The organism is Pontixanthobacter luteolus, from assembly GCF_947494915.1.
GTDB classification, from domain to species: domain Bacteria; phylum Pseudomonadota; class Alphaproteobacteria; order Sphingomonadales; family Sphingomonadaceae; genus Pontixanthobacter; species Pontixanthobacter luteolus.
The window spans coordinates 1222912-1244886 of sequence record NZ_CANLWR010000001.1; the positions used below are offsets into that span (position 1 = coordinate 1222912).

The 21975-nt window shown below is 60.1% G+C and carries 19 protein-coding genes; 12 read left to right on the forward strand and 7 right to left on the reverse strand.

All coding sequences use genetic code 11. The features are described 5' to 3' along the window. Positions 1 to 5: 5 nt before the first annotated feature. Positions 6 to 2708, forward strand: coding sequence for a conjugal transfer protein TraG N-terminal domain-containing protein (locus tag PO778_RS05885; RefSeq protein ID WP_007163813.1), 2703 nt, complete (start codon positions 6 to 8; stop codon positions 2706 to 2708). 4 nt (positions 2709 to 2712) lie between these two features. Here PO778_RS05885 and PO778_RS05890 read toward each other — a convergent pair whose 3' ends face one another. Next, positions 2713 to 2922 (reverse strand): hypothetical protein, encoded by a 210-nt coding sequence (locus PO778_RS05890; protein WP_007163812.1) that lies wholly within the window; start codon positions 2920 to 2922, stop codon positions 2713 to 2715. Positions 2923 to 3045: 123 nt separating this feature from the next. Between PO778_RS05890 and PO778_RS05895 the strand changes: the two genes are divergently transcribed. The 6 genes from PO778_RS05895 to PO778_RS05920 all read left to right on the forward strand — a co-directional run bounded on the left by PO778_RS05895 (position 3046) and on the right by PO778_RS05920 (position 6477). Next, positions 3046 to 3585 (forward strand): thermonuclease family protein, encoded by a 540-nt coding sequence (locus tag PO778_RS05895; protein WP_271438927.1) that lies wholly within the window; start codon positions 3046 to 3048, stop codon positions 3583 to 3585. Continuing rightward, a complete protein-coding gene (locus tag PO778_RS05900) occupies positions 3585 to 3716 on the forward strand; it encodes a hypothetical protein (RefSeq protein ID WP_255478505.1) in 132 nt (43 codons plus the stop codon). Before PO778_RS05895 ends, PO778_RS05900 begins: the two co-directional genes overlap by 1 nt. Beyond that, positions 3716 to 3907 carry a DUF6961 family protein gene (locus PO778_RS05905; RefSeq protein ID WP_137675988.1) on the forward strand — a complete coding sequence of 64 codons (192 nt, stop codon included), beginning with the start codon at positions 3716 to 3718 and terminating at the stop codon, positions 3905 to 3907. Before PO778_RS05900 ends, PO778_RS05905 begins: the two co-directional genes overlap by 1 nt. A gap of 303 nt (positions 3908 to 4210) precedes the next feature. After that, positions 4211 to 4846, forward strand: a complete 636-nt coding sequence (locus tag PO778_RS05910; protein WP_137675989.1) for a S24 family peptidase — start codon at positions 4211 to 4213, stop codon at positions 4844 to 4846. A 234-nt stretch (positions 4847 to 5080) separates the two neighbouring features. Next, positions 5081 to 5986: an alpha/beta fold hydrolase gene (locus tag PO778_RS05915; RefSeq protein WP_090483092.1), complete on the forward strand. Its 906-nt coding sequence runs from the start codon at positions 5081 to 5083 to the stop codon at positions 5984 to 5986. Beyond that, positions 5983 to 6477, forward strand: coding sequence for a hotdog fold thioesterase (locus PO778_RS05920; RefSeq protein ID WP_082745685.1), 495 nt, complete (start codon positions 5983 to 5985; stop codon positions 6475 to 6477). The genes PO778_RS05915 and PO778_RS05920 overlap by 4 nt, the downstream gene beginning before the upstream one ends. Here the strand turns inward: PO778_RS05920 and PO778_RS05925 are convergent. The 3 genes from PO778_RS05925 to PO778_RS05935 all read right to left on the reverse strand — a co-directional run bounded on the left by PO778_RS05925 (position 6407) and on the right by PO778_RS05935 (position 10573). Next, on the reverse strand, positions 6407 to 7780 hold the full coding sequence (locus PO778_RS05925; RefSeq protein WP_271438928.1) for an efflux transporter outer membrane subunit: 1374 nt from the start codon (positions 7778 to 7780) through the stop codon (positions 6407 to 6409). The two genes, PO778_RS05920 and PO778_RS05925, sit on opposite strands and share 71 nt — an antisense overlap. Positions 7781 to 7877: 97 nt before the next feature. Next, positions 7878 to 9449: an MDR family MFS transporter gene (locus PO778_RS05930; RefSeq protein ID WP_051051456.1), complete on the reverse strand. Its 1572-nt coding sequence runs from the start codon at positions 9447 to 9449 to the stop codon at positions 7878 to 7880. After that, a complete protein-coding gene (locus tag PO778_RS05935) occupies positions 9446 to 10573 on the reverse strand; it encodes an HlyD family secretion protein (protein ID WP_061926347.1) in 1128 nt (375 codons plus the stop codon). The genes PO778_RS05930 and PO778_RS05935 overlap by 4 nt, the downstream gene beginning before the upstream one ends. Before the next feature lie 206 nt (positions 10574 to 10779). On the opposite strand from PO778_RS05935, the gene PO778_RS13665 reads away from it, so the two are divergent. The 4 genes from PO778_RS13665 to PO778_RS05955 all read left to right on the forward strand — a co-directional run bounded on the left by PO778_RS13665 (position 10780) and on the right by PO778_RS05955 (position 15163). Next, a complete protein-coding gene (locus tag PO778_RS13665) occupies positions 10780 to 11190 on the forward strand; it encodes a MarR family winged helix-turn-helix transcriptional regulator (RefSeq protein ID WP_224199439.1) in 411 nt (136 codons plus the stop codon). 166 nt (positions 11191 to 11356) lie between these two features. Beyond that, complete coding sequence (locus PO778_RS05945; protein WP_234029455.1) at positions 11357 to 12781, forward strand: ABC1 kinase family protein; 1425 nt, start codon at positions 11357 to 11359, stop codon at positions 12779 to 12781. 547 nt (positions 12782 to 13328) lie between these two features. Beyond that, on the forward strand, positions 13329 to 13952 hold the full coding sequence (locus PO778_RS05950) for a helix-turn-helix domain-containing protein (protein ID WP_271438929.1): 624 nt from the start codon (positions 13329 to 13331) through the stop codon (positions 13950 to 13952). After that, entirely contained in the window at positions 13949 to 15163 is a 1215-nt protein-coding gene (locus tag PO778_RS05955; protein ID WP_066777524.1) for a type II toxin-antitoxin system HipA family toxin, read from the forward strand. Before PO778_RS05950 ends, PO778_RS05955 begins: the two co-directional genes overlap by 4 nt. Positions 15164 to 15256: 93 nt before the next feature. Here PO778_RS05955 and mobF read toward each other — a convergent pair whose 3' ends face one another. Genes mobF through PO778_RS05970 form a run of 3 tightly spaced genes read right to left on the reverse strand, consistent with a single transcriptional unit; the run spans position 15257 to position 20876 of the window. Further along, entirely contained in the window at positions 15257 to 18169 is a 2913-nt protein-coding gene (gene mobF, locus PO778_RS05960) for a MobF family relaxase (RefSeq protein WP_271438930.1), read from the reverse strand. A gap of 48 nt (positions 18170 to 18217) precedes the next feature. Then, complete coding sequence (locus tag PO778_RS05965) at positions 18218 to 20557, reverse strand: type IV secretion system DNA-binding domain-containing protein (RefSeq protein ID WP_066777521.1); 2340 nt, start codon at positions 20555 to 20557, stop codon at positions 18218 to 18220. After that, entirely contained in the window at positions 20547 to 20876 is a 330-nt protein-coding gene (locus PO778_RS05970; RefSeq protein WP_066777517.1) for a hypothetical protein, read from the reverse strand. The genes PO778_RS05965 and PO778_RS05970 overlap by 11 nt, the downstream gene beginning before the upstream one ends. 584 nt (positions 20877 to 21460) lie before the next feature. On the opposite strand from PO778_RS05970, the gene PO778_RS05975 reads away from it, so the two are divergent. Continuing rightward, complete coding sequence (locus PO778_RS05975; protein ID WP_271438931.1) at positions 21461 to 21907, forward strand: histidine phosphatase family protein; 447 nt, start codon at positions 21461 to 21463, stop codon at positions 21905 to 21907. The last annotated feature ends 68 nt before the right edge of the window (positions 21908 to 21975 follow it).

A 21975-nucleotide genomic window follows, 5' to 3' on the forward strand; every position in this document is an offset into this window, starting at 1 on the left:
ATACCATGGTCGAGATCTTCACTACCGGCGGCGGCGAGTACATCGTCAATGTCTTGAACGCCGTCGCCGCGTGGACCGGGGCCGGTGGCTACAAGAGCCTGATCCAGGTGGCGCTGGTCATGGGCATGGCGCTTGCGGTCATTGTCGTCGCGTTCAATCAGGACTGGCGCGCCTGGCTCAACTGGTTCCTTGGCGCGACGCTCATCTACATGTGCCTGATGGTGCCGCGCATGGATGTGCAGGTCACCGACCGCGTCAATCCGAGCCTTGCACCGGCAGCAGTGGCCAATGTCCCGCTGGGCCTAGCGCTCATGGCAAGCTTTACCAGCCAGGCGGGCGACTACCTTACCCGTTCCGCAGAGCTCGTCTTTGGCCTTCCCGACGATCTCAACTATTCGAAGAACGGCATGATTTACGGCGCGCGCCTGCTCGAAGCGACACGCTCGCTGCGCATTGCCGATCCCGAGTTTGCCGCCAATTTCGATGAGCATATCCGCCAATGCGTTTTCTACGACCTGCTCCTCGGCCGCTATTCGATGAAGGAATTGTCGGAGAGCAACGATATCTGGGCGACCATTGCGCCCGGCAGTGCCGCGCGTGCGCAGCGCTTCCTCACCCGGCAGGCGGACGATAGCGTCACGGCCACGATCATCACCTGCCGCGAAGCATACACTGCGCTCTCCAACCAGTGGGCCGGGCTTATCGATGAGATGACACAGGTCGCCGGGCGCCAGCTCTACCCCCGGCAGACCGAAGCGCTCGCGAAGGCCAAGCTCATCGCCGACCTGCCGATTGCCTATCAATACCTCACCGGCGTCTCGAAGGATGCAAGCAGCATCTTCCGCCAGGTTCTGACCATCAACGCCATGAACCAGGCGATGCATGGATTTGCCGGAGCTAGCGGTGCATCGAGCGTCGATGTGTTCGCGCAGACCCGCGCCGACATCCAAACCGAACGGACCTATTCCTCGATCGCGCACAACGCGATGAAGTGGGTCCCGATCCTCAATGTCGTCCTGACGGTCGTATTCTACGCGCTCTTTCCGGTGCTCTTTCCGCTGTTCCTGATGCCCAAGACCGGACCGATCGCGCTCAGAGGATACGTCACGGGCTTCTTCTATCTGGCAGCCTGGGGGCCGCTGTTCGTCATCCTGCACATGATCCTGATGCTCAAGGGCGCGAGCGATGTGGCGGCCGCGGGCGGCGCAAGTGGTCTCAGCCTCGCAACCTTCTCCGGCATGACCGACGTCAACAACGACATCGGGATACTGGCCGGCTACCTCGTCGCATCGATTCCGTTCCTTGCCGGCGGCGTCGCCAGAGGCGCGCTCGCAATATCGGGCCAGGCCACGAGCTACCTCAATCCGAGCCAGAACGCGGCAGAAGAGGCGGCGCGCGAAGCGAGCACCGGCAATGTTTCGCTCGGCAATACCAGCCTTGAGAACTCGAACGTGTTTTCGCGCCAGTTTGCGCAAGCCAGTCTTGCTCCCAACATTAGCTACGGCGCCGCGCAGACGCGAGCCACGGGCGAAAACGGCACCCAGACCACCCGTTTCCCACAGGCCGAGTTCGCGACTGTGCCAACCTCGAGCTATCCGTTCACCCCGACACTCGGGCAGGACTTCTCGAGCCGGCTTGCGACCATGGCGAGCCAGAGCCGCGGCCAGAGCGAGACATTCTCGAACCTTGCCCAGCAATCGACGAGCTCGGCGGTCACCCGGTTCAGCGAGCTACGCGATGCCTACACCCGCTCGCGCTCGAACGAGAGCGTCAGTGGCACGTCAACGAGCGACAGCATCGGCAGCGCCTTCAGCGAGGTCGACAACGCCTCGAAGACACTCCAGCAGCAATTCGGGCTGTCGCGCCGTGCCGCCGACGACATTACTGTGTCCTGGTTCTTGAACGGGGATGGCGCGCTAGGACTCAAGGGGGAAAAGGGCGCTGGATCGGCGAGCATCGGCGTAAAGGGCGGACGCAATCAGAGCTGGACCGATAGCGATATCGGGATCGCCTCCGAGGACCGCTCGCGCATCATGGGCGCGCTGCGCCAGATCTCGGATAGTCGCAGTTGGTCGAGCACCCGTGAGGGTTTCCTGCGCGAGACAAGCTCAAGTTCTGAAGCGCTGGTGTCAAGCAGCTCGGCCGGCATCACCACGTCGATCACCGAAGCGCAGAGCTATACCCGTGAAGCACGCCGCGCCGAAGAGATCGCCAGCCGGCTCGAGAACCAGGCAAGCTGGTACGAAAGCGCCAATGCCGCAGGCACTCTCAACCTCAGCCAGGTCTATCGCGAATGGGGCATGGCGGAGATCGATGCCAATCGGGACTATTATGGGCCGGTGCGCTTCGACGATATCGACTTCCAGATGAGTGCGAGGGGCCAGCAACTCCAGACGCGGTTCGTCGAAAGCTATGCGGACCGGCTAAATGCCGAGATCGCGGACGACCTCGTTCTGCCGCCCTTTGCGCCTGTTGCTCGACCTCCCGTGAGCAACGCAGATGGCGTGCGTGGATCGGTACGGCTCGGCGGGGTACCAGGGAGTCTCGGTGCCGCCTCAAGCGAGCGCGAGGACATCGCCCGCGATGTCGATCGAGTCCAGCAGCAAGGCGAACGGCGGGTCGGGACCGTAAAAGGATACCTCGACGGCAAGACCCGCGATGCCAAGGGAGCCTCGGCCGAAGCGGCCGACGACGTGAAGGAATGGTAGGACCTCAGAGAATGACGTCGTACACAATCACAAACACGACAAAAGCCGCCAATGCAGCAGAAATCGCAATCAACTTTAGCCGTCCCCACGGGTCTGCCCAAGTCTTCTTCCAAGTGTAGGCAGTAAGTCGGTTCTCAGCGATGGCCCGGTCGACTTCACGAAAGCCTTCCCAGTCCTGCTTGCCGCCGGTGGGAGTGTTGTCTGGATCGCTCATCGCTCATTCTCCTTCGGGAGCCAGTCTGCACCCTCCCCTCTAGACAGCCCCTTCGCGTTGCCGCGAAAATAGCTGAAAATCATCGGGAAAGCGAGCACGGTATCTTGGCCTGCAGGCCCGAAAATGAAAGAAGGTGGCATGGTAGGAAGATCACCTCAGAATAATGTCTTCGATTTTCGCGCAGGAGTTCTCCGGCAGAAGCAAGGCAAACGGCGCGGCCTTGCGCTGCTTGTTGCCGGAGGCTTACTCGTTGGCATTCTGGGCGGCCTTCTCGGCATCTACTGGCCGTTTGGTTCGGCGATCGCTGAGGCACGAACCACGCACAGCTTTGCCGTTTGCGGCATGGTCAGACGCACCTGCGTCGTCGATGGCGACACTATCTGGCTTGAAGGCGTGAAAATCAGGATTGCCGATATCGACACACCGGAAATCTCGCAGCCAAGATGCGATATCGAATACGATCTCGGCATAAGGGCACGCGACAGGTTGGTGGTTCTGCTCAATCAGGGAGAGTTCTCCGCCGTTCCAATCGGTAATCGAGACGAAGACCAGTACGGTCGTAAGCTCCGTGTCCTGATGCGCGATGGCCGCTCGATCGGCGACCAATTGGTCGCGGAAGGACTAGCACGAACCTGGTCCGGACGCAGGGAGCCATGGTGCTGATGCGCATCTGGCCGGACAGTGACGATCCCTTGCCGGGCAACGAGCGGGAATGGAAATTGAAGCTCGAAGCATGGCTGCTGGGTATTCCGATTGTCCTTATGCTCATCGCAGGCATCGGGTCACTCTTCTGATGCTCACCCGTGATCAGGAGCTTTGGGGCATGGCGCTGTGGGTGGATAAGCACCATGGCGACGCCGGAGGTGAATTCATTGCGTCGAAGATCGATCAGCTATACCAGGCCGGCGAGCAGGACGGGGCAAGACTTTGGCAGAATGTTGCCCGTCGCTATGAGCAACTTGTCGAGCGCAGGACCTATTCCTGATAGAACCTTGAGGATCTCTAGCGTCGACTGACTGCAGATAGGCTTCCAGCCGTTCAAGCGTTCGTCGACGCGGCCTTCGCCCTTGCCTGAGATCGAGTACGAATCGAGGATCGCCAACTGCGCGCCGGCCGAAGCGCGTTGCCGAAATATGGTGATCTTTCAGATGCTTTTCGATCCGTTCCAGCAAGGTCATAACCCTTTCGCTCCGACTCGCAAATCCCTTGTGTTCTTGTTATGTTCTTAGTAGGATCACATCCGCGAGTCTAGGAAAATTCCTACAATTGAGATTCGAAGGACAGACAGATGGAACATGTCAGGGAAGAGCTCGACCGGCTGATCCTCAAGGGCGGATATGGCTACGCCTCGATATCGCGGCTGCTTGGCCGCAACCCTGCCTATGTGCAGCAATTCATCAAGCGCGGTTCACCGCGAAAGCTCGATGACGAAGACCGAAAGACACTTGCCTGCTTCTTCGGCGTCGATGAGCAAGTGCTCGGCGGTCCCGCCAATCCAGTCAATGATGGTATGGTCGAGATCCCCGTTCTCGATGTGGAAGCATCTGCTGGATTCGGCGCGGTAGCTGCCAGTGAGACTGCACACACCCGGTTCGGGTTCGATGAGCGGTGGCTGCGGCACCTGACGTCGGCCAAGAGCGCCAGCCTGTCGATCGTCGGCGTAAAGGGTGACTCGATGGAGCCCACGCTCAGCGATGGTGACGAGGTCCTGGTCGACGCGTCAGACCATGGCTCACGATTGCGCGATGGAATCTACGTTTTGCGCGCTGATGATGCTCTGGTCGTTAAGCGTATTGCTATCAAGCCTGGTGGCCGACAAATCACAATCGCCAGCGACAACCCAGCTTATCCAACTTGGCACGACATGGACCGATCTGAGGTGCACGTCGTCGGTCGGGTCATCTGGTTTGGCCGAGCCTTGTAACGGCAGGACTTGGGCCGGAAGCGGAAAGGCAGCTTTTATATCTTTGAGCGGATTAAGCGGACAGCGACTACTGACCGAATCGCAAGCCGGTGCATTAGAGAATGGTCTGGAGAAACCCCTCTTGGCATAGACTTTTGCCGTCGTTGAAACGCCCCTGCAGGACAGCCAACACGGAGCCGAGAGCCACAAACTAAATTGGTTTACTATTTAGCGCGCCTTTCCTACCATCCGGAGATGGCGAGAGAAACCTTTACGATTGAGGGCGCAGGCGCGATTTCTCTTACAGCCGAGGCTGAGGGGGATGCCTACGCTAAACCCGTCCTTCTTGCGCACGGCGGCGGGCAGACACGGCGCGCGTGGAGAAGGGTGGTCAGCGAGCTGGCTCAAGCCGGCTTTCGCGCAATCGCCTTCGACATGCGCGGTCACGGAGACAGCGATTGGTCGCTATGCGGAGCTTATGAAATGCGCGACTTCGCGGCGGATCTGGTCGCTGCAGCGTCGCGCCTGGACCAGAAGCCAGCGCTGGTTGGCGCTTCACTGGGCGGGCTCGCTGGACTGATTGCCGCAGGGGAGCTTGCTCCAGGTAGCTTTGCTTCACTCACATTGGTCGACATTGCCCCGCGCATGGAGCCCAGCGGTGTGATGCGCGTGGTTGGTTTCATGGAAGAGCATGTCGATAGCGGCTTCGCCTCACCAGAGGAGGCGGCCGACGTGATCGCTCGCTACATACCGCATCGTCCCAAGCGGGGCGCGAGCGATGGTCTGAAAAACTATCTGCGGCAGAAGTCGGATGGGCGCTTCTATTGGCACTGGGACCCGGTGTTTATCCGTAATATAATGTCAGCCAGACAAGGCGACCCAGACAGCCAAGAACGTCAATCGGCAATGCTGAGCCAAGCTGCGGCGAATCTCACGCTTCCGCTTCACCTCATCCGAGGCGGCTCTAGCGATCTTGTTTCCGAAGAGGCCGTTTTGCATCTGCGACAACTCGCCCCCCATGCAGAATACACCGATATTGCCGATGCCACGCACATGGTCGTGGGCGATGCGAACGATGCCTTCTCCGCCGCTATCGTCGATTTCCTACGAACCCATCACTCTTGCGATACGGCTCAACCACAGGGGACGAGGGAGCTATGATCGATCGAGAGCGCTTGCAGGAAATGCTGAATATCGCGCCGTTTCATCGATGGCTTGGGCTGGAGATTGCAACATGCTCCGACCAGGGAATCGCGATCACCATGCCATGGCGCGAAGAGATCGTGTCGAACCCTATGATTGGGTCGGCGCATGGAGGGATCCTGGCTTCACTGGTCGACCTCACCGGGCTTTATACTCTGCTTGCCGGGGGCGTCGCGGCGAGAGCGACGGCCGATCTGCATGTCGATTACCACCGTCCTGCAACCTCAGGACCTCTCACTGCTCACGGACAGATCGTGAAGATCGGGCGACAGATTTCGGTGGCGGAAACCCGGGTTCTCGAGCCCGACGACAAGTTGGTCGCCAGCGGCAGGGGCGCCTACTTCTCGTCAACCGGATCACTTGATCAGCGCGGCGGGACTATTGATCTCGAACAGGCTCTTGCCACCCAAGGCCCAGCGACTTCTGCAGCGCGATCCACGCCAGCGTAAGGGCACCTTTTGCCCGGACGAGGTCTGCTGAGGCCTGCTGCTGTTCTCGCAGGGCCCGGTTGAGGTCAGCCTTCGAGATCGCTCCTGCGGCAAAACGTTGGCGGTTCAGGTCCGCCGCGCCGTCAGCCTGCTTCTTGATTTGCATACTGGCAGCGAGCGCCACACGCTGCTGGCCGAAGCGAGCCAAGGCACGTTCGGCGTCTTGCAGTGCCAGAAGCACCGTCTGCTGGTAATTGGCGACTGCTTCGTTGCGCGCCGCCCCGGCTTGGTCGATCGCAGCGTCTACCCTGCCGAAATCCAGAAAATTCCACTGGAGGCGTGGGATCGCGAGTGCGGAGAAATCGCCGACATCGACAACGTCGTCCAACGAGGATCCGCCGAGGCCCAGGATCCCCGTGAAGGACAATTTCGGGAACCGCGCCGCCTCGGCCACCCCGATCCGCGCCGTCGACGCGGCAAGAGACCGTTCGGCCGCCCTTATGTCAGGCCGACGCGCCACCAGGCTTGCCGGATCGCCGATCGCGACCTGCTCTGGCGGCATGGGAATGGAATGCGCAGTCGTGAGCGCTGCATCAACTGATCCCGGCACCTGTCCGGTCAGTATAGCGAGTGCATCAGACAGGACTGCGATATCCGCTTCAGCTTCGGCAAGTTGTGACTTGAGCATCTCCAGTTCGGCATTCGCGGTGCCTACCGGGAAAAGCGGCAATGCACCGTGCTGATAGCGTTGGTATGTCAGCGCCAGGATCTCTTCCTGCAACGAAATCTGCGCCTCAAATTGCTCTGCGCGGAATTGGGCCTCCCGCAAATTGACGTAGGTGCTGGCCACTTGGGCAGTCAACTGGACCTTTGCGTCCTCTGCATTGGCCACGGTTGCAGCAGCTTGGGCATTGCTGGCTTCAATGCGCCTGCGCGAGCCACCGGCGAACTCCAGCTCCCAGTTGGCGTTAAGGCCCACATTGAAAAAGCTGAGCGAGTCATCGGTTTCTGCGTCGGAATTGGTTTGCTCTGACGGGGGGGGCGCCCCGCCTTGAATGTCGAGACCACGAAGCCGGCCCTGCACGGTGGTGGCCTGTGCCCCAAGCGATGGCATTCGACCCGCACGGTCTTGCCTGATGGATGCCCGTGCCTGGGCAATGCGCGCCTGCGCTGCGGCGAGCGAAGGGTTGCCGGACAGCGCAGCCTCCACCAGCCGCGTCAACTCGGGATCGCCGAGCAGCAGCCACCATTGAGCGACAACCGGATCAGATGCGCTCACATCACTGCCAGCGCGCACAAAGCGAGTGCCCGTGTCTGCTGACACAACTTCCGGGGGGCCTGCATAATCGGGCCCAGCCGTGCATCCAGCTAGCAAGGCGATAGTGATAATCGGAGGTAGCAAGTGGCGCATAATCTCGGGCTCAGTGCATCGAAAGGGAGACATTTTCCGGAAGCGGCTTGAGGAACAGAACAAGCGGGACTGTCGCGAGTGTGAGAAGTCCCATCACCAGAAAGACATCATTGTAGGTCATGATGAACGCTTCGCGCTGGAGAGTGCCGCCGAGTGCCGCCATCGCTCGTTCCATATCGCCCAAGCTTCGCGCCAGTCCGTCGAGATAGGTCTGCAGCGAAACGCTGTTCGCATTCAGCGTTTCTTCCATGCGCCTCGTATGGTGCCAAATTCGCTGGTCCTGGAACGAAGCGAGGGCCGAGAGGGCGAATGATCCGCCAAGATTGCGGGCCGCGTTGAAAATGCCCGAGGCATCGCCCGCGTCTTCCTTGGCCACCGACGCAACCGTTGCCTGATTCAGGAACATCATCGCAAGTATCATTCCGGCCCCGCGGATAAGCTGACTTTCAGTGAAGACAGCGCCGCCGGATTCGGCGGTCAGACTCGTGCTGACAAAGCAGCTGATCGCCATCAGCAGCATTCCGGTGCCGACGGCAATGCGGATGTCCACCTTGCGGATCATCAGGGGCAGAACCGGCATCAGGAGAAAGGCCGGGACACCCATCCAGAAGATGACCAGTCCCGTCTGAAAAGCATTATAGTCAGAGATGATCGCCAGAAACTGCGGAATGACATAGGTCGAACCATACATCACCATGCCCAGGGCGAGCGCCATGATCGCGACGCTGGCGAACTGTCGATTGAACAGGAGCTGCAACTTCAAGACTGGCTTGCGTGCCTTCACCTGTCCGTAAATCAAACAGGCAAAGCCGATAATGGTCACCACCGTTAGCCAGCGAATGAGTGAGGACTCGAACCATTCCTCACGGTGCCCTTCCTCGAGTACAACAGTCAGACCGCCCAGTCCGAGGATCAGCCCGAGAATGCCAGCCCAATCGGCGTCCGTGAGATATTCCCACTTGGGCTTCTCGTGAGGCAGCCCGATAAACAGCAAGAGCAGCAGGATTGCGCAGACTGGCACATTGACGAAAAAGGCATAGTGCCAGCTCAGGTTCTCGGTCAGCCAGCCGCCGATCAATGGCCCCATCACGGGGCCAAGAACCACAGTCATGCCGAACAGGGCCATTCCGATTGGCTGTTGGTGCGGCGGTAATCGTTTAGCCACAATAGTCATTGCGGTCGGAATGAGGACTCCGCCCGTGAATCCCTGACCCGTTCGGCCGATGATCATGGTCGTAAGGTCGGTTGCAATCCCGCATAGCACCGAAAATGCGGTGAACGCGCTAACCGCGATGATGAGGAGGGTTCGCAGACCGAACAGCCGTTCGAGCCAAGCGCTCAGCGGAATGACGACGATTTCAGCAACGAGAAATGACGTAGCAATCCAGGTGCCTTCGGCGCCTGTGGCACCGATCTCGCCCTGAATGACGGGGAGTGCGGAATTGACGATTGATATGTCCAGCGTCGCGAGCATGGCGCCAAGCGCGCCCGCGGCCACAGCGACCCAGGCAGTCACGTCTGCGTTCTTTCGGCCCCCGGCCGGCCCGATCGAAGTGTCCTGCGCTGCCAGTATCTCGGTCATTGAGTCCGACTCGAGATCTCTTCCAATTCGCCGGCAGCATTCCGGGTGTCGACCGTAGCCACTACCGACATGCCGGGAACGAGCAGACGCCGCACTTCAGGGGGAGCATCGATACCGATGCGGACGGGTATCCGTTGAACGATCTTGGTAAAGTTGCCGGTGGCATTTTCGGGGGGGAGGATGGAAAATTCCGCGCCCGTTCCCGGCGATATGCTGACCACTCGCCCCGCGATCTCAAGGTCGGGTAGGGCGTCAACTTCGAGCCTGACGCTTTGGCCGGCCCGGATCAGGCCGACCTGCGTTTCCTTGAAGTTTGCCGTCACGTAGATCGCCCTCACCGGAACCACCGTCATCAAACGTTGACCCGGTTGCACGAACTGGCCCACCCTCACCGAGAGATCGCCGACGCGGCCGGCCTTGCTGGCGCGCAGCAAGGTCGATTCAACCGTAAGGTCGGCTGTTTCCAGCTGAGCGCGAGCAGCGTCCGCCTGCGCCTGGGTCTGGTTGATCTGCTCGAACAGGGTCCCTCGGCGCGCGGTCGCGGCAGCCACCGCTGCCTGCGCGGCGACGAGTTCGGCCCGCGCTTGCCGCGCCTGCGCCTCATACTGGTCTAGCTTTTCCCGCGGTTCGGCTCCTGTCGCGGCAAGGGGCCGATATCGCGCCACCTGGTCGTTCGCGAGGTCCAGTGCTGCGCGCGCGGCGGCGAGTTGGCCCCGCGCCTGGCGAATGGCTGCATCCTGTTCGGCTACCTGAGAACGGATTGTGTCGGCACCGGCCAGGGTCGCAGCGATCTGTGCGCGCGCCTGTTGCGCTTGCGCCTGATAATCCCGCAGATCCAGTTGTACGAGGGCTCCGCCGCGAGCAACCTGCTCGTTCTCCCCCACGAAGACCTCTTCGACGTATCCCGCTACCTTGGAAGAGATAACGACGCTGTCGGCAGCGACATAGGCGTTATCGGTCGTCTGCATGTACTGTCCGTAGGTTACGTGCCGGTAGTACCACCAGATCCCGCCAAGCAGCACGGCAAGACCAACGATGATTAGCACGATGCGCAAGCCACGCCGCGATTGCGGTTTCGTTGGGGTTGTGCCCTCCTGCTCCGGTTGGTTGGAGTTATCGGTCATCTGACTCTTTCGGCAGCCTCAGTAAAAGGTGAACGCGTCTCGCGCCCTATGAGCCGTGAGTCAGATAGTAAAGGCATTTAGCAGTTTGCATTTGGGCATCCGAGGCTATCCGACTACACAGCGCTATGGATGAAAAACCAGATACCATGTCACGGTCTCAGCGTCGGCAGAAGTTCATCACCGATGATGACCGCATTCTCTATCTTATGGACGAGATCAGTCGCGGCGCGCGCAGAGTGTACGATGCGAGGGTCGCCAGGATCGGTCTCAATCAGACACAGTGGAGGATCATCGGACAACTTCTTCGCGATCCTGCCCTTACGCAGGCTGAAATCGCCAAGAAACTGGAACTGGAATCGGCGACCATCGGCCAGGCGGTTGCAGGTCTTTGCGCACGCGGGCTGATGAAAAGGCTTCGAGCTGAGACGGATCGGCGAGCGTGGCAGCTCATCCTCACGGAGCAGCTTGACGATCTGCTGCCCGAACTGAGAGGCTCCGCGGATAGGCTTCATGGTCTGCTTTGGCGCGACATTGCCGCCGACGAGAAGCAAACGTTGCAGCAGACTCTTGAAAGGGTATCGGAAAATCTGGACCAACTCCGGGCCGAGGCTGAGTAAAATCATGGCATCGCCCCCGGAAAAGCCTATCAGCAGCATCGCTCGCGCCGCGGAGATCGGCCAAATCCTAATGAGGCACGGCGCGAAGAATCTCGCCGGAGCCCTCGGATTTATTCCCTCTTCGAGCAATGTCATCGATCCTCGCGAATTTCATCCGGCTGCAGTTGTGGCGTTCCTCCGTGACATCGGGCCAGTCGGCATAAAGCTGGGGCAACTCCTCGCCACCCGAAGCGATCTGTTTACCGAACACTGGATCACGGCATTCTCAACCCTGCACGATCAGGTGTCGTCAGTGCCCTTCGCAGATATCGAGCCCGTACTTGCTTCAAGCTGGGGTGAGGACTGGCGGAGCGACTTTGCGCAGTTCGACGAAAAGCCTTTGGCCTCTGCCTCCATAGCGCAAACCTATTCCGCCAGACTGCGGGACGGAAGCGAGGTCATCGTGAAGGTTCGGCGGCCAGGCACTGCCGCTCGGATGGAGGCTGATGTGCGCCTCCTTATACGCCTTGCCGGGATCGTGGAAGCACGGTCGCCGGACATCGCGCGTTACCGGCCAGTCGAGTTTCTGCGGACCTTCGGCCGCAATCTTGCCTGGGAGATGGACCTCGCTGCGGAATCCCGAGCCTGCGAGCGGATCGGCGCATATCTCGATACCATCGGCGTCAGGTCCCCGGCCATCCATTGGGAACTGACCGGGCTGCGGGTGAACGTTCAGGAACGCCTGTACGGCAGGCCCGCGTCTTCGCTGGGCAGCCCATCGGGCGACCCGCGGGTGGCGGCTTTCGCTAAAAGCTATGCCAACGCTGTCCTGCGGATGATCATCCTGAACGGCGAATTTCACGGCGACCCCCATCCCGGTAACGTCTTCATGATCGGCGAGCAGGATGTCGGCTTCATCGACTTTGGATCGGTCGGGACGCTCACCAAGGCCAGGCGCGACGAGATCGTCCGCCTCGTCCTTGCGATCGCTGGTGAGGAAACCAGCGATGTCGCGAATGTCCTGCTCGCATGGGCGGGGGAGCCGAAGGTGGATCGCGATGCGCTCGCGGTGGATCTGGATCAGTTGATCGGAGAGTTCAGGGGGACCGTGCTATCTGGCATCGAGTTCTCGCAGATTTTTTCCCGCGCTTTCGACCTGTTGCGGGATTATCGACTGGTTCTGCCACCTGATCTGGCCATTCTTCTGCGTACCTTGTTGACTGCAGAGGGCTTCGTCCGATCGCTGGCACCGGACTACAACATCGCCGAAGAGACCCGGCCGATCATCACGGAGCTTCTCGCCGAGCGGTTCTCGCTCGGCAGCGCTCGGTCGGGTTTGAAGAGACTTCGCGGTCAGCTGCTGGGTTTGTCGGCGTCCTTGCCCGACATACTTGCCACTGCGAACTCGATCGCAAAGTCAGGATATGTGCCGGTTCAGCTCGATCCGCTCAGTATCGAGCAGCTCGCTGGACTTCGCAATGAGCGTCAGTCCTTGAAAGGCCCTCTAGCTGCCGCATTGATCATAGCTAGCGCGTTGCTTGTCGATCAATCCTGGCTTCTGGCTGGCGGCGCGCTTGTGATTGCTGGGGTGGTGCTCATCCGAAAGTCATAATGAAGGAGCAACTTAATTCGTGCACGGTCACGATACGGCAAAGCCGAACTTAACGAGGATTTCATGCGCCTCACTTCAGCGACCAAGACGCATCGCGAAGAAAATTTTTCGACCTATTGCGATTGAAGGCTTATTTTCCCTCAATCAGACGAAACTTTGGAACGGCAGCTTTCAAGCGTGTCCTGGCCTGACTTTATGGCCGCTATTGGGGCGCATAGCTGCCATCGACGCTAGTCTGAACCAACGGCAGCTTTTGGGCGAAAATCGTGACTACTCGAATGACCGGGATTAGGGCGCATTGCCGCCGTTGGCCTTCCTGACTGAATGGCAGATCTCTGGGCGAAAGCTCTGTCATCGAAAGAGCGGGAAAAGGCTCTTTGAAGTGACGACGGCTCACGCTTTATGCGCGGCAAACACTACCCATGATATGCAATGGCCTATCATGGGTAGTGTATATATGCCATTGCATATCTCTATTGCCTTTCTCAACGATCATGGTATATGCTAAAACATATAGACGTAGGCCAGCATATGTAGAAACATATTTATGAGCACGACAATCGAGGACATCGCCGCAAGCATCAAAGCGGCACGGATAGCAAAAGGCTTTACCCAGAAACAGCTGGGTGAACGGGTAGGCTTGCCTCAAAGCCATATCTCCAAAATCGAAGGCGGGAGTGTAGACCTACAGATTTCCAGCCTCGTCGAAATAGCGCGCGCGCTCGACCTCGAACTGAAGCTAGTGCCTCGAAGGACCGTACCGGCGATCGAAGGCGTAGTTCGCTCACAGCGCGAAAGAAGCGAGGCAAGTCGAGTGCTCGCAACGATTGCCGAAACCAACCGGTTCGCCGAGCGAGTACGGGAGAGCTATCCGAGCGTCACCGAAGTGACCGAGCTTCAAAGCGCACTTAAGGATATCCAGGCCGTTAATTTCACTCCCGAAACGCTCAAAGCCATCGAGCAGGCCTTGCAGCCCGTCGCTCATCTGAAAAAGCATCTCCAGGATCTCGGCTGGGCGCTTGAGCAGCAAGAGGGAAGGAAGAAACTCGCCCAACAGGTCGCGGCATCCACACGGGCACTCCAACACGTCAGAAACCTGCAGGTTCACGCAATCGATCGAGGTAGTGCCCGCAGACGGCCTGCTTACCGGCTTGAGGACGACGCCACATGATCGACGCAGCGGCTCTCGATATCTTTCTGGGTAAGACGCGCGTTGGAACCATTGCGCGCCTCGATGGAGATGCGAGCATCTTCACATTCGACGAAGTCTACCTTTCCGACCAGGAGCGGCCGACGCTGTCGCTGGCCTACAAGGACGCGAACGGCGAAATCATTGCGGACACACGCAGCTATCGAACGAAAATCGAGCCGTTCTTCTCCAACCTCCTTCCCGAAGGCACGCTTCGCGACTATCTGGCCCGCCGCGCGGGCGTGAAAGCCGTGCGCGAGTACCACCTTCTCACACAGCTCGGACACGATCTTCCCGGCGCAGTGCGCGCCGTCGCCGTCGATGCCGAGGAAACGGAGGCCGACGAGCTAGATGAAGAAGCGGCGGGGAAGCAGGCAGAGCGCGCGCTGCGCTTCTCGCTTGCCGGCGTGCAACTCAAATTCTCGGCTATCAAAGCCCAGGGCAAGAATGGCGGACTGACGATCCCGGTCACAGGCAGCGGCGGCGACTGGATCGTCAAGCTGCCCTCTGCGAGACATCCGGACGTGCCCGAGGCTGAATTCGCAGCGATGAAACTGGCAGCAAAGATCGGGATCGACGTACCTGAAATCGACCTTGTGCCTCTCGATCAGATCGATGGCATACCCGAAGGCATCACCCGCTACGGAAAATCCGCTTTTGCCATCCGGCGCTTCGACCGGGGGGAAGAGGGACCCGTGCACACCGAAGACTTCGCCCAGGTGTTCGGTGTCTTTGCAGACGATAAATACGAGAATGCGAGCTACCGCCAGATTCTCAGTGTCCTGGCGATCGAGACCGACGAACAAAGCGTGGTCGAATTCGTCCGCCGGCTCACCTACTCGGTGCTGATCGGCAATGGCGACATGCACCTCAAGAACTGGTCATTGATTTATCCGGACCGGCGCAACGCGCTGCTGGCACCTGCCTATGACCTGCTTTCGACGCTCGCCTATATCCCAGGCGACGATGCTGCGCTCAAGTTTCATAGCTCGCGCGAGTGGGCGTCCTACACCTATGATGAACTCGAAGCGATCGCCGACAAGGCAAGGCTGCCTGCCAAGCTGATCACCGCGACAGCGAAGGATGTCGTTGCACAGTTCGACGACGCCTGGAGCAGCGAAAGCGGACACCTGCCCTTCCCCGATGACGTGCGAAGCGCGATTGAGAGGCATCGCAAGACTCTTGCGATCTGAGAGCGGTTCCGAAATCCGGCCGTTCGCGTGTAAGCACCACACGGATCAGCTGCCGGGCCCAATTCGTCAGAAAATCTGGCACATAGCGGCCCTTCAAATCCCGAAATCCAGCGTCTTGCTCTTGCTTCGGGCGAGTTCCTTTTCGGCCTTGTTGGCCTCTTCCGGTTTTGGCCGATCAAGTTCGCCGTTATTCTTTTCTGTCGCAACCACCTGTGCGGTGACCTCGAGGGCCGAGGCCTTCTCGCCTTTGTTGCGTGCCACGGCTGCTCCGAGCCTGTCCGAACTGTCGACGACCAGTGTCAGGTGATCGCGAAGCCTCGTGATCGTCACCAGGAACGTCTTCTGGTTCGACAGGTTGCGCTCGCGGCTGTCCATGACGGCTATGCCGCGATCGGATGTCAGACCCTGCGCCATGTGGGCGTTGAGCGCATAGGCAAGATCGATCCGCTTCAGCATCGGATCGTCCTTTTTGAGCTCGACTTGGTCTCCCTTGGAAGTTTCGAAAGTGACCTTCCCGCCAACAACGGCAACCACCCTGGCCTGGTCGGCATTGAAGAGGCCGCGGCGATGATCGTTGCGGGTCCATCGGATCCGGTCGCCTTTATGGATCTCGAGCTTCCTCGGCTCATGCAAGGTCAGATTCTGGTCGCCCTTCCCTGCCCTGATCCGCGCGGGATCGAACCGGAACCGCTTGCCGCGCTTGTCCGCAACTTCGACCTGCCTGCCCTTCCGGTCCTGTCCCAGGACACGATACTCGCCCGCTGACAGTCCCAGGGCCTGTTGCTTTCTCGAGACCTCGAGAACCCGGCCAGGCTGATAGGCCGAGAGATGTCGCAGCTCCTCGCGGGTCGCGTTGACGCGGTCCAGCACTCCGAGCTCGGCCTTGCCCGGACCGATCTCGCCATTGGCGAGAAGTCCTTGCTGGACAGCAGCATTGACCGCTGAGCGGATTGCACGGCCCGAGGCGTAGATCGATGTCCGCGCACGGGCGTCCTTGTCGAGCGCTAACCAGGTCTCAGCAGCGACCAGCGCGCCATCGCCCCTGCCCTCGACCGTGTGCGGCTGCAGGTGACGCAGCGCCGTGCGCACATCACCCGCCTGCGCTGCTGCCTGCGCCTCGCGAACGACAGGGTCGCGGGCGCGCAGGTTGGTCGCCATTTCAGCGCTCGCCATACCCGTCCGCTGCAGGAGCGCGAAAGGTTTGCCCGCATCGACTGCGCCGAGCTGCTTGCGGTCCCCCATCAGGACCAGGCGGTGAACGCCAGCCAGATTGGCAAGGCGGGCGAGCTTTTCCTTGTCCTCGTTCGAGACCATCGATGCTTCGTCGAGCACGAGCACATGGTCCTTCAGCGCTGCCTTTGCCTCCAAACGCAGCACCGCGTTACCGGGATCGTCGAGCAGCTTGTTCCAGCCACCAAGGAACCGGGCCAGCGTCTGCGAGGCTATACCGGTGTCGCGTTCGAGCATCTGGACGAGCGTGTTCTGGATCGCGAGCCCGATGACCGGGCGGCCCTCGGCGCGCAACACCGCGGCGACGGGCTTCAAAACACTGCTTTTGCCGGCCCCTGCAATTCCCTGGACCGCGATCGTTCGATCCTCGGACGTCAGGATCAGCTTCGCCGCCCCGAGCTGACCCTCGTTGAGACGGAACCCCTGCCCTGTCATTGCAGCGGCCTGGACACGATCAGTCGCGCTTTTCGGCTCAACTGCAGATGAGCTCGCACCCTTGCCGGCGGCAACCTCGGACACGATCCGCTGCTCGGTCAGCACCTCGTCACGCGAGGCGAGCCAGCCCTTGTGCTCTCCCATCCCTGCTATGAGCTCGCCAGAGCGCACCAAGGCGCGGGTCCGTTTCTCGATATCAGCAATCGTCGCTGGCAACCCGAAATCGAGCGCAGCCTTGTAGAGCGCGGTGCGCTCGAAGGCAGCCTCGCGCTGCGAAAGATGACGCACCGCCGAAGCGACGGCCTGTGCCGCTGCGATCGTCTCACGGTCCTGTCTGAGGACCGACTTGGGCACAAGCGGATCAGCCGGATCGCCCCTGACATGTGCGGCGAAGCGTCCCAGCCATGCGCGCCCGCGCTCGACAAGTGAGCCGAACCTGCCAGTTTCGATCGACTGTTTCAGTGAGCGGGTCTGCGCCCGCTCGACCAAGGGCGCGAGGTCCAGTCCGATGGATTTCGCGGTTTCGCTCCAGAGCTTGCCCAGGGTTTCGCGGTCCTCGATCGCGTCCTTGCTGGCGCGCGTATCGAGCGCGGCGATGCGGCCCGCTTCAAGACCAGGCCCGCGCCGCGCATCGAGCACTTCCTGGCGGCGGCTCGAGAACGCCATGACCTGTTCGCGGGTGATACCGCGCGCTTCGAAGTTGCCGTGCTTGAGGGTCGGTCCCGGCTCATAGCCAAGCTTTTCGACCGCGACACGGAAGCGCGCCATCGCGATAGCATTGAGCGTGGTGTTGAGCTGCCAGAGCCGGTCGTTCTTGAGCGTGCGCCATTTCCCGTCCCTGCCTTGCGTGACATTGGCGATGACCGCATGAAAGTGGAGGTTCGGCTCCTGGTTGCGGTTGGTGTCGTGCTGGAACAGGCCGATCGCAAGGCTTCCCGTGGCTTGAGTGACGATCTTGCCTTTCTCCACCATCCGGGTCTCGGCCGCATTCTTCTCAGCCCAGTGCAGCGCTTCCAGGACGGCTTCGCGGTAGGCGGCGATGATCCGCTCATCCTTCCCGACGAGCGCCAGCAGCGACCAGCTCTTGGGGACGGAGAAGGTGAGGTCTGTACCCGGGCGGTGCGTCTGTCCGGGATTGCCGACACTGCTGCCGTCGGGCAGCTCGCCCCGGAGGAGCGCATCGAACGCCTTTGCCTCGACCTTGCCATCAAGACCAAGGCGCTTCGCCCCCTCACCGACCCATTGGCCCGAACGGTCGGCATCGGCGCTCGCGTAGTAATTGTCCGATGCGAAGTAGCTCGCCGCCGCCGAAGGCGAGCGGACATTGGCGACGGAAAGCATGGGCTGGGATCACTTTCTCTTGGCCCTCGTCCCCTCCCCGGTTGAGCGTCACATATCCGGATCGAAGTCCCCGTAATCGTGACCATGGTCCTGCCCCTGATCGGCATCGCGACCCTGCTTCGCTGCACCGCCAAGCAGCGACTTCTGCTGCTCTTCCTGGAGCCTCTGGTCGGCCTTGCCGCGCGCGACCTGTGCTCGCTGATGCGCTGCGGGATCGGGAATATCGGATCTGGCGGAAGGCACAGCCCGTTGCTCCATGCCGCGGTGCTCCTCAGCTTTCGAAGACAGAGGGAGTTCGGATTGAGCCGGCCGCTGAGGGTCCGATGTCGCCTTTTTCCCTCGCGCATTCGGATCGCGACGCTTGCTTGTCTGGTCCGGTCGAGCCTGATCGCCCTTGTTGCTGCGACGGGTCCGGCGCAGTTCTTTTTTGTCTTCCTTGTCGGCTTTCTTTTCAGCGCTGTCGGAGCGATCGTGCGCGTCCCTCATCCGGCGAGGATCACCATCATTGTCGCCTGTTTCAGAGGCTGCTCCGGCACCGCCCCCTGCTCCATCTTTACCATCAGAGTGCCGGGTCTGCGGCGGTGGCTTCGGCATATCGCGGGGAATGAAGCCTTCGGCTACCCGAGGCCAGTTGCGCGGTGCGAGAACCACGGGTGCCGCCGGAAATCCTTCGGGAAACTTGATGAAACCATGAAGGTTCTTGAGCTTCATCAGCTCGTCAGGAAGCAGCAACGGAACGACCTGGCGCCGGGGCGTCAGGCTCACCGCGTCACGCGCATTGTTGTAGCCGTAGCTGTAACCTTCCTCCATCTCGCGAACCTCGCGGTGGCCGATGATATCGGAACACCAGGTGGCGGTCTCGCGATCTGCTGTGCCAAGGATCAGCTTGGTGCGGGCAAGCGAGGAGAGGGTCATCGCCATGTTCTCACCGTAGACATCCTTGAGCTTGGCAAAGGCATGAATCCCGGTGACGATCGCGCCCCCGAAATTGCGCGCGGTCTGGAGGCCCTTTTCGAGTGAAGGGAGACGATGCAGGGCGCCCAGTTCGTCGATCAGGAACCAGAGCCTGATGTCCCGCGAGCGCTGGCCCGCCATCAGCGTATTGATCGCGGTATCGAGCCACAGCGTGAGCAACTGCGAGAGCACGCTCATGTCGATGTAGCGGGCAGACAGGAACAGGATCGAGCCCGGTCCTCCTGCCCCATTGATCCACTCGCGGACCGAAAAGGGCTTCCCGTCTTCGGGCAGCATCTGGAGCGCCTTGGCATTGACATTGAACACTGCACGCACCGATTCCGCCATGCGCGCCGCGCTCGGCGTGCTGATGGGACCGGCCATGGTATCTTCGACGAGACGGTGCAGATCGGAGAGATCGGCGTTCATGAGTTCGTGGGCCAGCGCGGCGTTGGTGCCCCGCCCTGCTTCGGCGAGCTTTAGACAGGTCTCGACGAACAGCGTGCGCGCGGCGAGCACCCAGAACTGTTCGGCGCCGCCCCCATCATGCGGGACGAGCGACTCTGCTGCGGCATGAAATTCGGCACGCGTGGAGCAATCGTTGAAGACGCTCCAGGCGGGACAGCGCGCGTCGAGCGGGTTGAGGATAACATCGCGCTCGGGATCGTAGAAGGTTTCGACAAAGGCCCCGGTAAGGTCGAAAATGACCGCGCGTTCGCCCCGTTCGCGGATCTCCCTGGTGAGTTCAGTTAGGACAACGGTCTTGCCTGTCCCGGTTGTGCCAACAAGCATCGCATGACTCTGCTCAAGCCGCCATGGCCAGCTGACACCAGCGAGATGCGCGGGTGAATAGAAGCCCGCATTCCGCAGCGAAGCCGACCCGGCCAGACGCCAGCGCCAGCCCAAAGCATCGCCATATTCGCGGGAACGGGCATCGCGGTTGTGCGCAGCGATCTCGCGGCTAAGGTCGCGCAAGGTAGCGAGCTCGGCTCCGCGCACATGCTTCTTTTGTTTCGACTTCTCGCCGAAGCGTTCGGCAACCCACCAGAAAAGCGCGCAGAGCGGCGCAAGAATGAACCCTGCAAGCCACAAGGCGCTGATCACCGCACTCCGGAAAAGCGCGACCGCTTCGCGCATCGGCGGGTAATCGGTGACCACGGAAATGGGAAATGCGACGAGGCTACCATCGGCCAGCTTGAGGTTCACAAGCTTGTCCGGATCGAACTCCATGAAGGCATAGCCAGAGGCATAGGCATGCATCCACAGGAGGTAGACCTGGTAGTCATCTAGCGCGCTGCTTACGTCCCAATAGACCAGCCCGAGAACGACCAGGAGTGTCACGATCAGGGGTCCCTTGAGGCCCGCGGCAAACATGAAGCCGAAATGCCCGAGGAGCTGGCTGCCGCGGGTGAAGTTGACGAGATTATGCTTCATCATCGCCTCCCATGGGTCGGGGTGCAACGATACCGAGGCGCTCCAGCCGGCGCTGGTAGGCTGCGACCGTTCTGTCGCGCAGTGTGCTGTCGGGATGATGCGTAAGCAGCGCATCGAGCGCCACTGTGATGAAGATGTTCTGGCGCACCGGATCGGTCGCCGGAGTCCTCAGGTCAGCTTCGGTCGCGCGCTGCCAGGCATCGAAGATGCAATCGCAAACAACGATACTCGCGCTGACCCTGCGCTCGTCGGCTTGTTTCCTGATCCATTCGGCGATCAGGGGCGTGACATAGGTCACGAACCGGTGGTGTCTTTGCATTTTTCCAAGTTCCTTGTGTTCAAAGAACCTGGCTCACCCTTCGAAAGGCAAGTGCCACTCTAGGCCGCAGCATGGGGTGTAGGAAAACGGAAAATTCACACAGCTTTTCAGCAGATTAAACGGATCTGTGCCGACTCGGCACGGACGAGCGAGCAACTGGGCCGCATCCGGCACGGAAGATGGTATCGGCGAATTTTCGTGAATTCGCGAAGCAATTCCACGCCTTGCATTGCAGCACCCGCTGCGTACGGTGTGCTGTCAAGTTTCAATATGCGCAGACGTTTCCAGCAAACTGCGAGCTTCGTTTAGTAGATTGAATTTTCTGCCTTATTTTTGGAGCGAGAGCAGGTGGACCTTTTCGGGACAAGGCGAGATTCAGCGCCAAAAAAGTTCTGGGCTACCAACTGGCCTTAATTGAAAGATTAATGGGAGAGTGAGAGCGGCGGCTCAATACTTCCATTCACGCTTCCTTGTCACCGATTTGCCTGTCACATAAGAGTTCATGTCAATGATCCACTCTTATGAATGTTGAAGCCATGTCGTGCGAAACAAGGCCCTGTTTCGAGCCGTGCGGATGTTCTTGCATGAGCACCTACGAACCGTTCGACCAGATCGCATCGCGCGAGCTAAGGCAGCCAATCTCCCTGTATGACCTCTGTCGTGAAAACATCGGATGGTACACTGACAAAGCAATCGCTGATTCTCACCTAGACGATTGGGGTCTGAACGGTCTGTCCGGACTCTATTTCCTCTGGCACAAGGAGGACTATTGCTCCGTACACCATAGATTTCATATGCGCGCGCTGTACGTCGGAAAAGGAGCTCTTCCAGCTCGCCTGAAGGCCCATTGGTTGAAGAAGCCGACCGAGGAATTGATGCTTATATATTTCTCATACGTTGTGCTGGCCAACCGTATGGCGAAGTATATCGAGCAGCTAATTCTCGACTGCTATAACCTTCCGTTCAACCAAGCAGAGAACCTCGGAGAGCTGTCGCTGTGCGCACATTTTGAGCAGGCTGAAGTGGATTGATACTCACCTCACGCTAGCCAATTTAATCGAGTGTCAAACGCACCGAACAGGGTCGTCGCTCACGGTTA

Bases quoted from the DNA above. Each gene is read 5' to 3' on its own strand.
- PO778_RS05885 (WP_007163813.1), top strand. From the start codon at position 6: ATGGTCGAGATCTTCACTACCGGCGGCGGCGAGTACATCGTCAATGTC.
- PO778_RS05890 (WP_007163812.1), bottom strand. From the start codon at position 2,922: ATGAGCGATCCAGACAACACTCCCACCGGCGGCAAGCAGGACTGGGAA.
- PO778_RS05895 (WP_271438927.1), top strand. From the start codon at position 3,046: ATGAAAGAAGGTGGCATGGTAGGAAGATCACCTCAGAATAATGTCTTC.
- PO778_RS05900 (WP_255478505.1), top strand. From the start codon at position 3,585: ATGCGCATCTGGCCGGACAGTGACGATCCCTTGCCGGGCAACGAGCGG.
- PO778_RS05905 (WP_137675988.1), top strand. From the start codon at position 3,716: ATGCTCACCCGTGATCAGGAGCTTTGGGGCATGGCGCTGTGGGTGGAT.
- PO778_RS05910 (WP_137675989.1), top strand. From the start codon at position 4,211: ATGGAACATGTCAGGGAAGAGCTCGACCGGCTGATCCTCAAGGGCGGA.
- PO778_RS05915 (WP_090483092.1), top strand. From the start codon at position 5,081: ATGGCGAGAGAAACCTTTACGATTGAGGGCGCAGGCGCGATTTCTCTT.
- PO778_RS05920 (WP_082745685.1), top strand. From the start codon at position 5,983: ATGATCGATCGAGAGCGCTTGCAGGAAATGCTGAATATCGCGCCGTTT.
- PO778_RS05930 (WP_051051456.1), bottom strand. From the start codon at position 9,449: ATGACCGAGATACTGGCAGCGCAGGACACTTCGATCGGGCCGGCCGGG.
- PO778_RS05935 (WP_061926347.1), bottom strand. From the start codon at position 10,573: ATGACCGATAACTCCAACCAACCGGAGCAGGAGGGCACAACCCCAACG.
- PO778_RS13665 (WP_224199439.1), top strand. From the start codon at position 10,780: ATGGACGAGATCAGTCGCGGCGCGCGCAGAGTGTACGATGCGAGGGTC.
- PO778_RS05950 (WP_271438929.1), top strand. From the start codon at position 13,329: ATGAGCACGACAATCGAGGACATCGCCGCAAGCATCAAAGCGGCACGG.
- PO778_RS05955 (WP_066777524.1), top strand. From the start codon at position 13,949: ATGATCGACGCAGCGGCTCTCGATATCTTTCTGGGTAAGACGCGCGTT.
- mobF (WP_271438930.1), bottom strand. From the start codon at position 18,169: ATGCTTTCCGTCGCCAATGTCCGCTCGCCTTCGGCGGCGGCGAGCTAC.
- PO778_RS05965 (WP_066777521.1), bottom strand. From the start codon at position 20,557: ATGAAGCATAATCTCGTCAACTTCACCCGCGGCAGCCAGCTCCTCGGG.
- PO778_RS05970 (WP_066777517.1), bottom strand. From the start codon at position 20,876: ATGCAAAGACACCACCGGTTCGTGACCTATGTCACGCCCCTGATCGCC.
- PO778_RS05975 (WP_271438931.1), top strand. From the start codon at position 21,461: ATGAGCACCTACGAACCGTTCGACCAGATCGCATCGCGCGAGCTAAGG.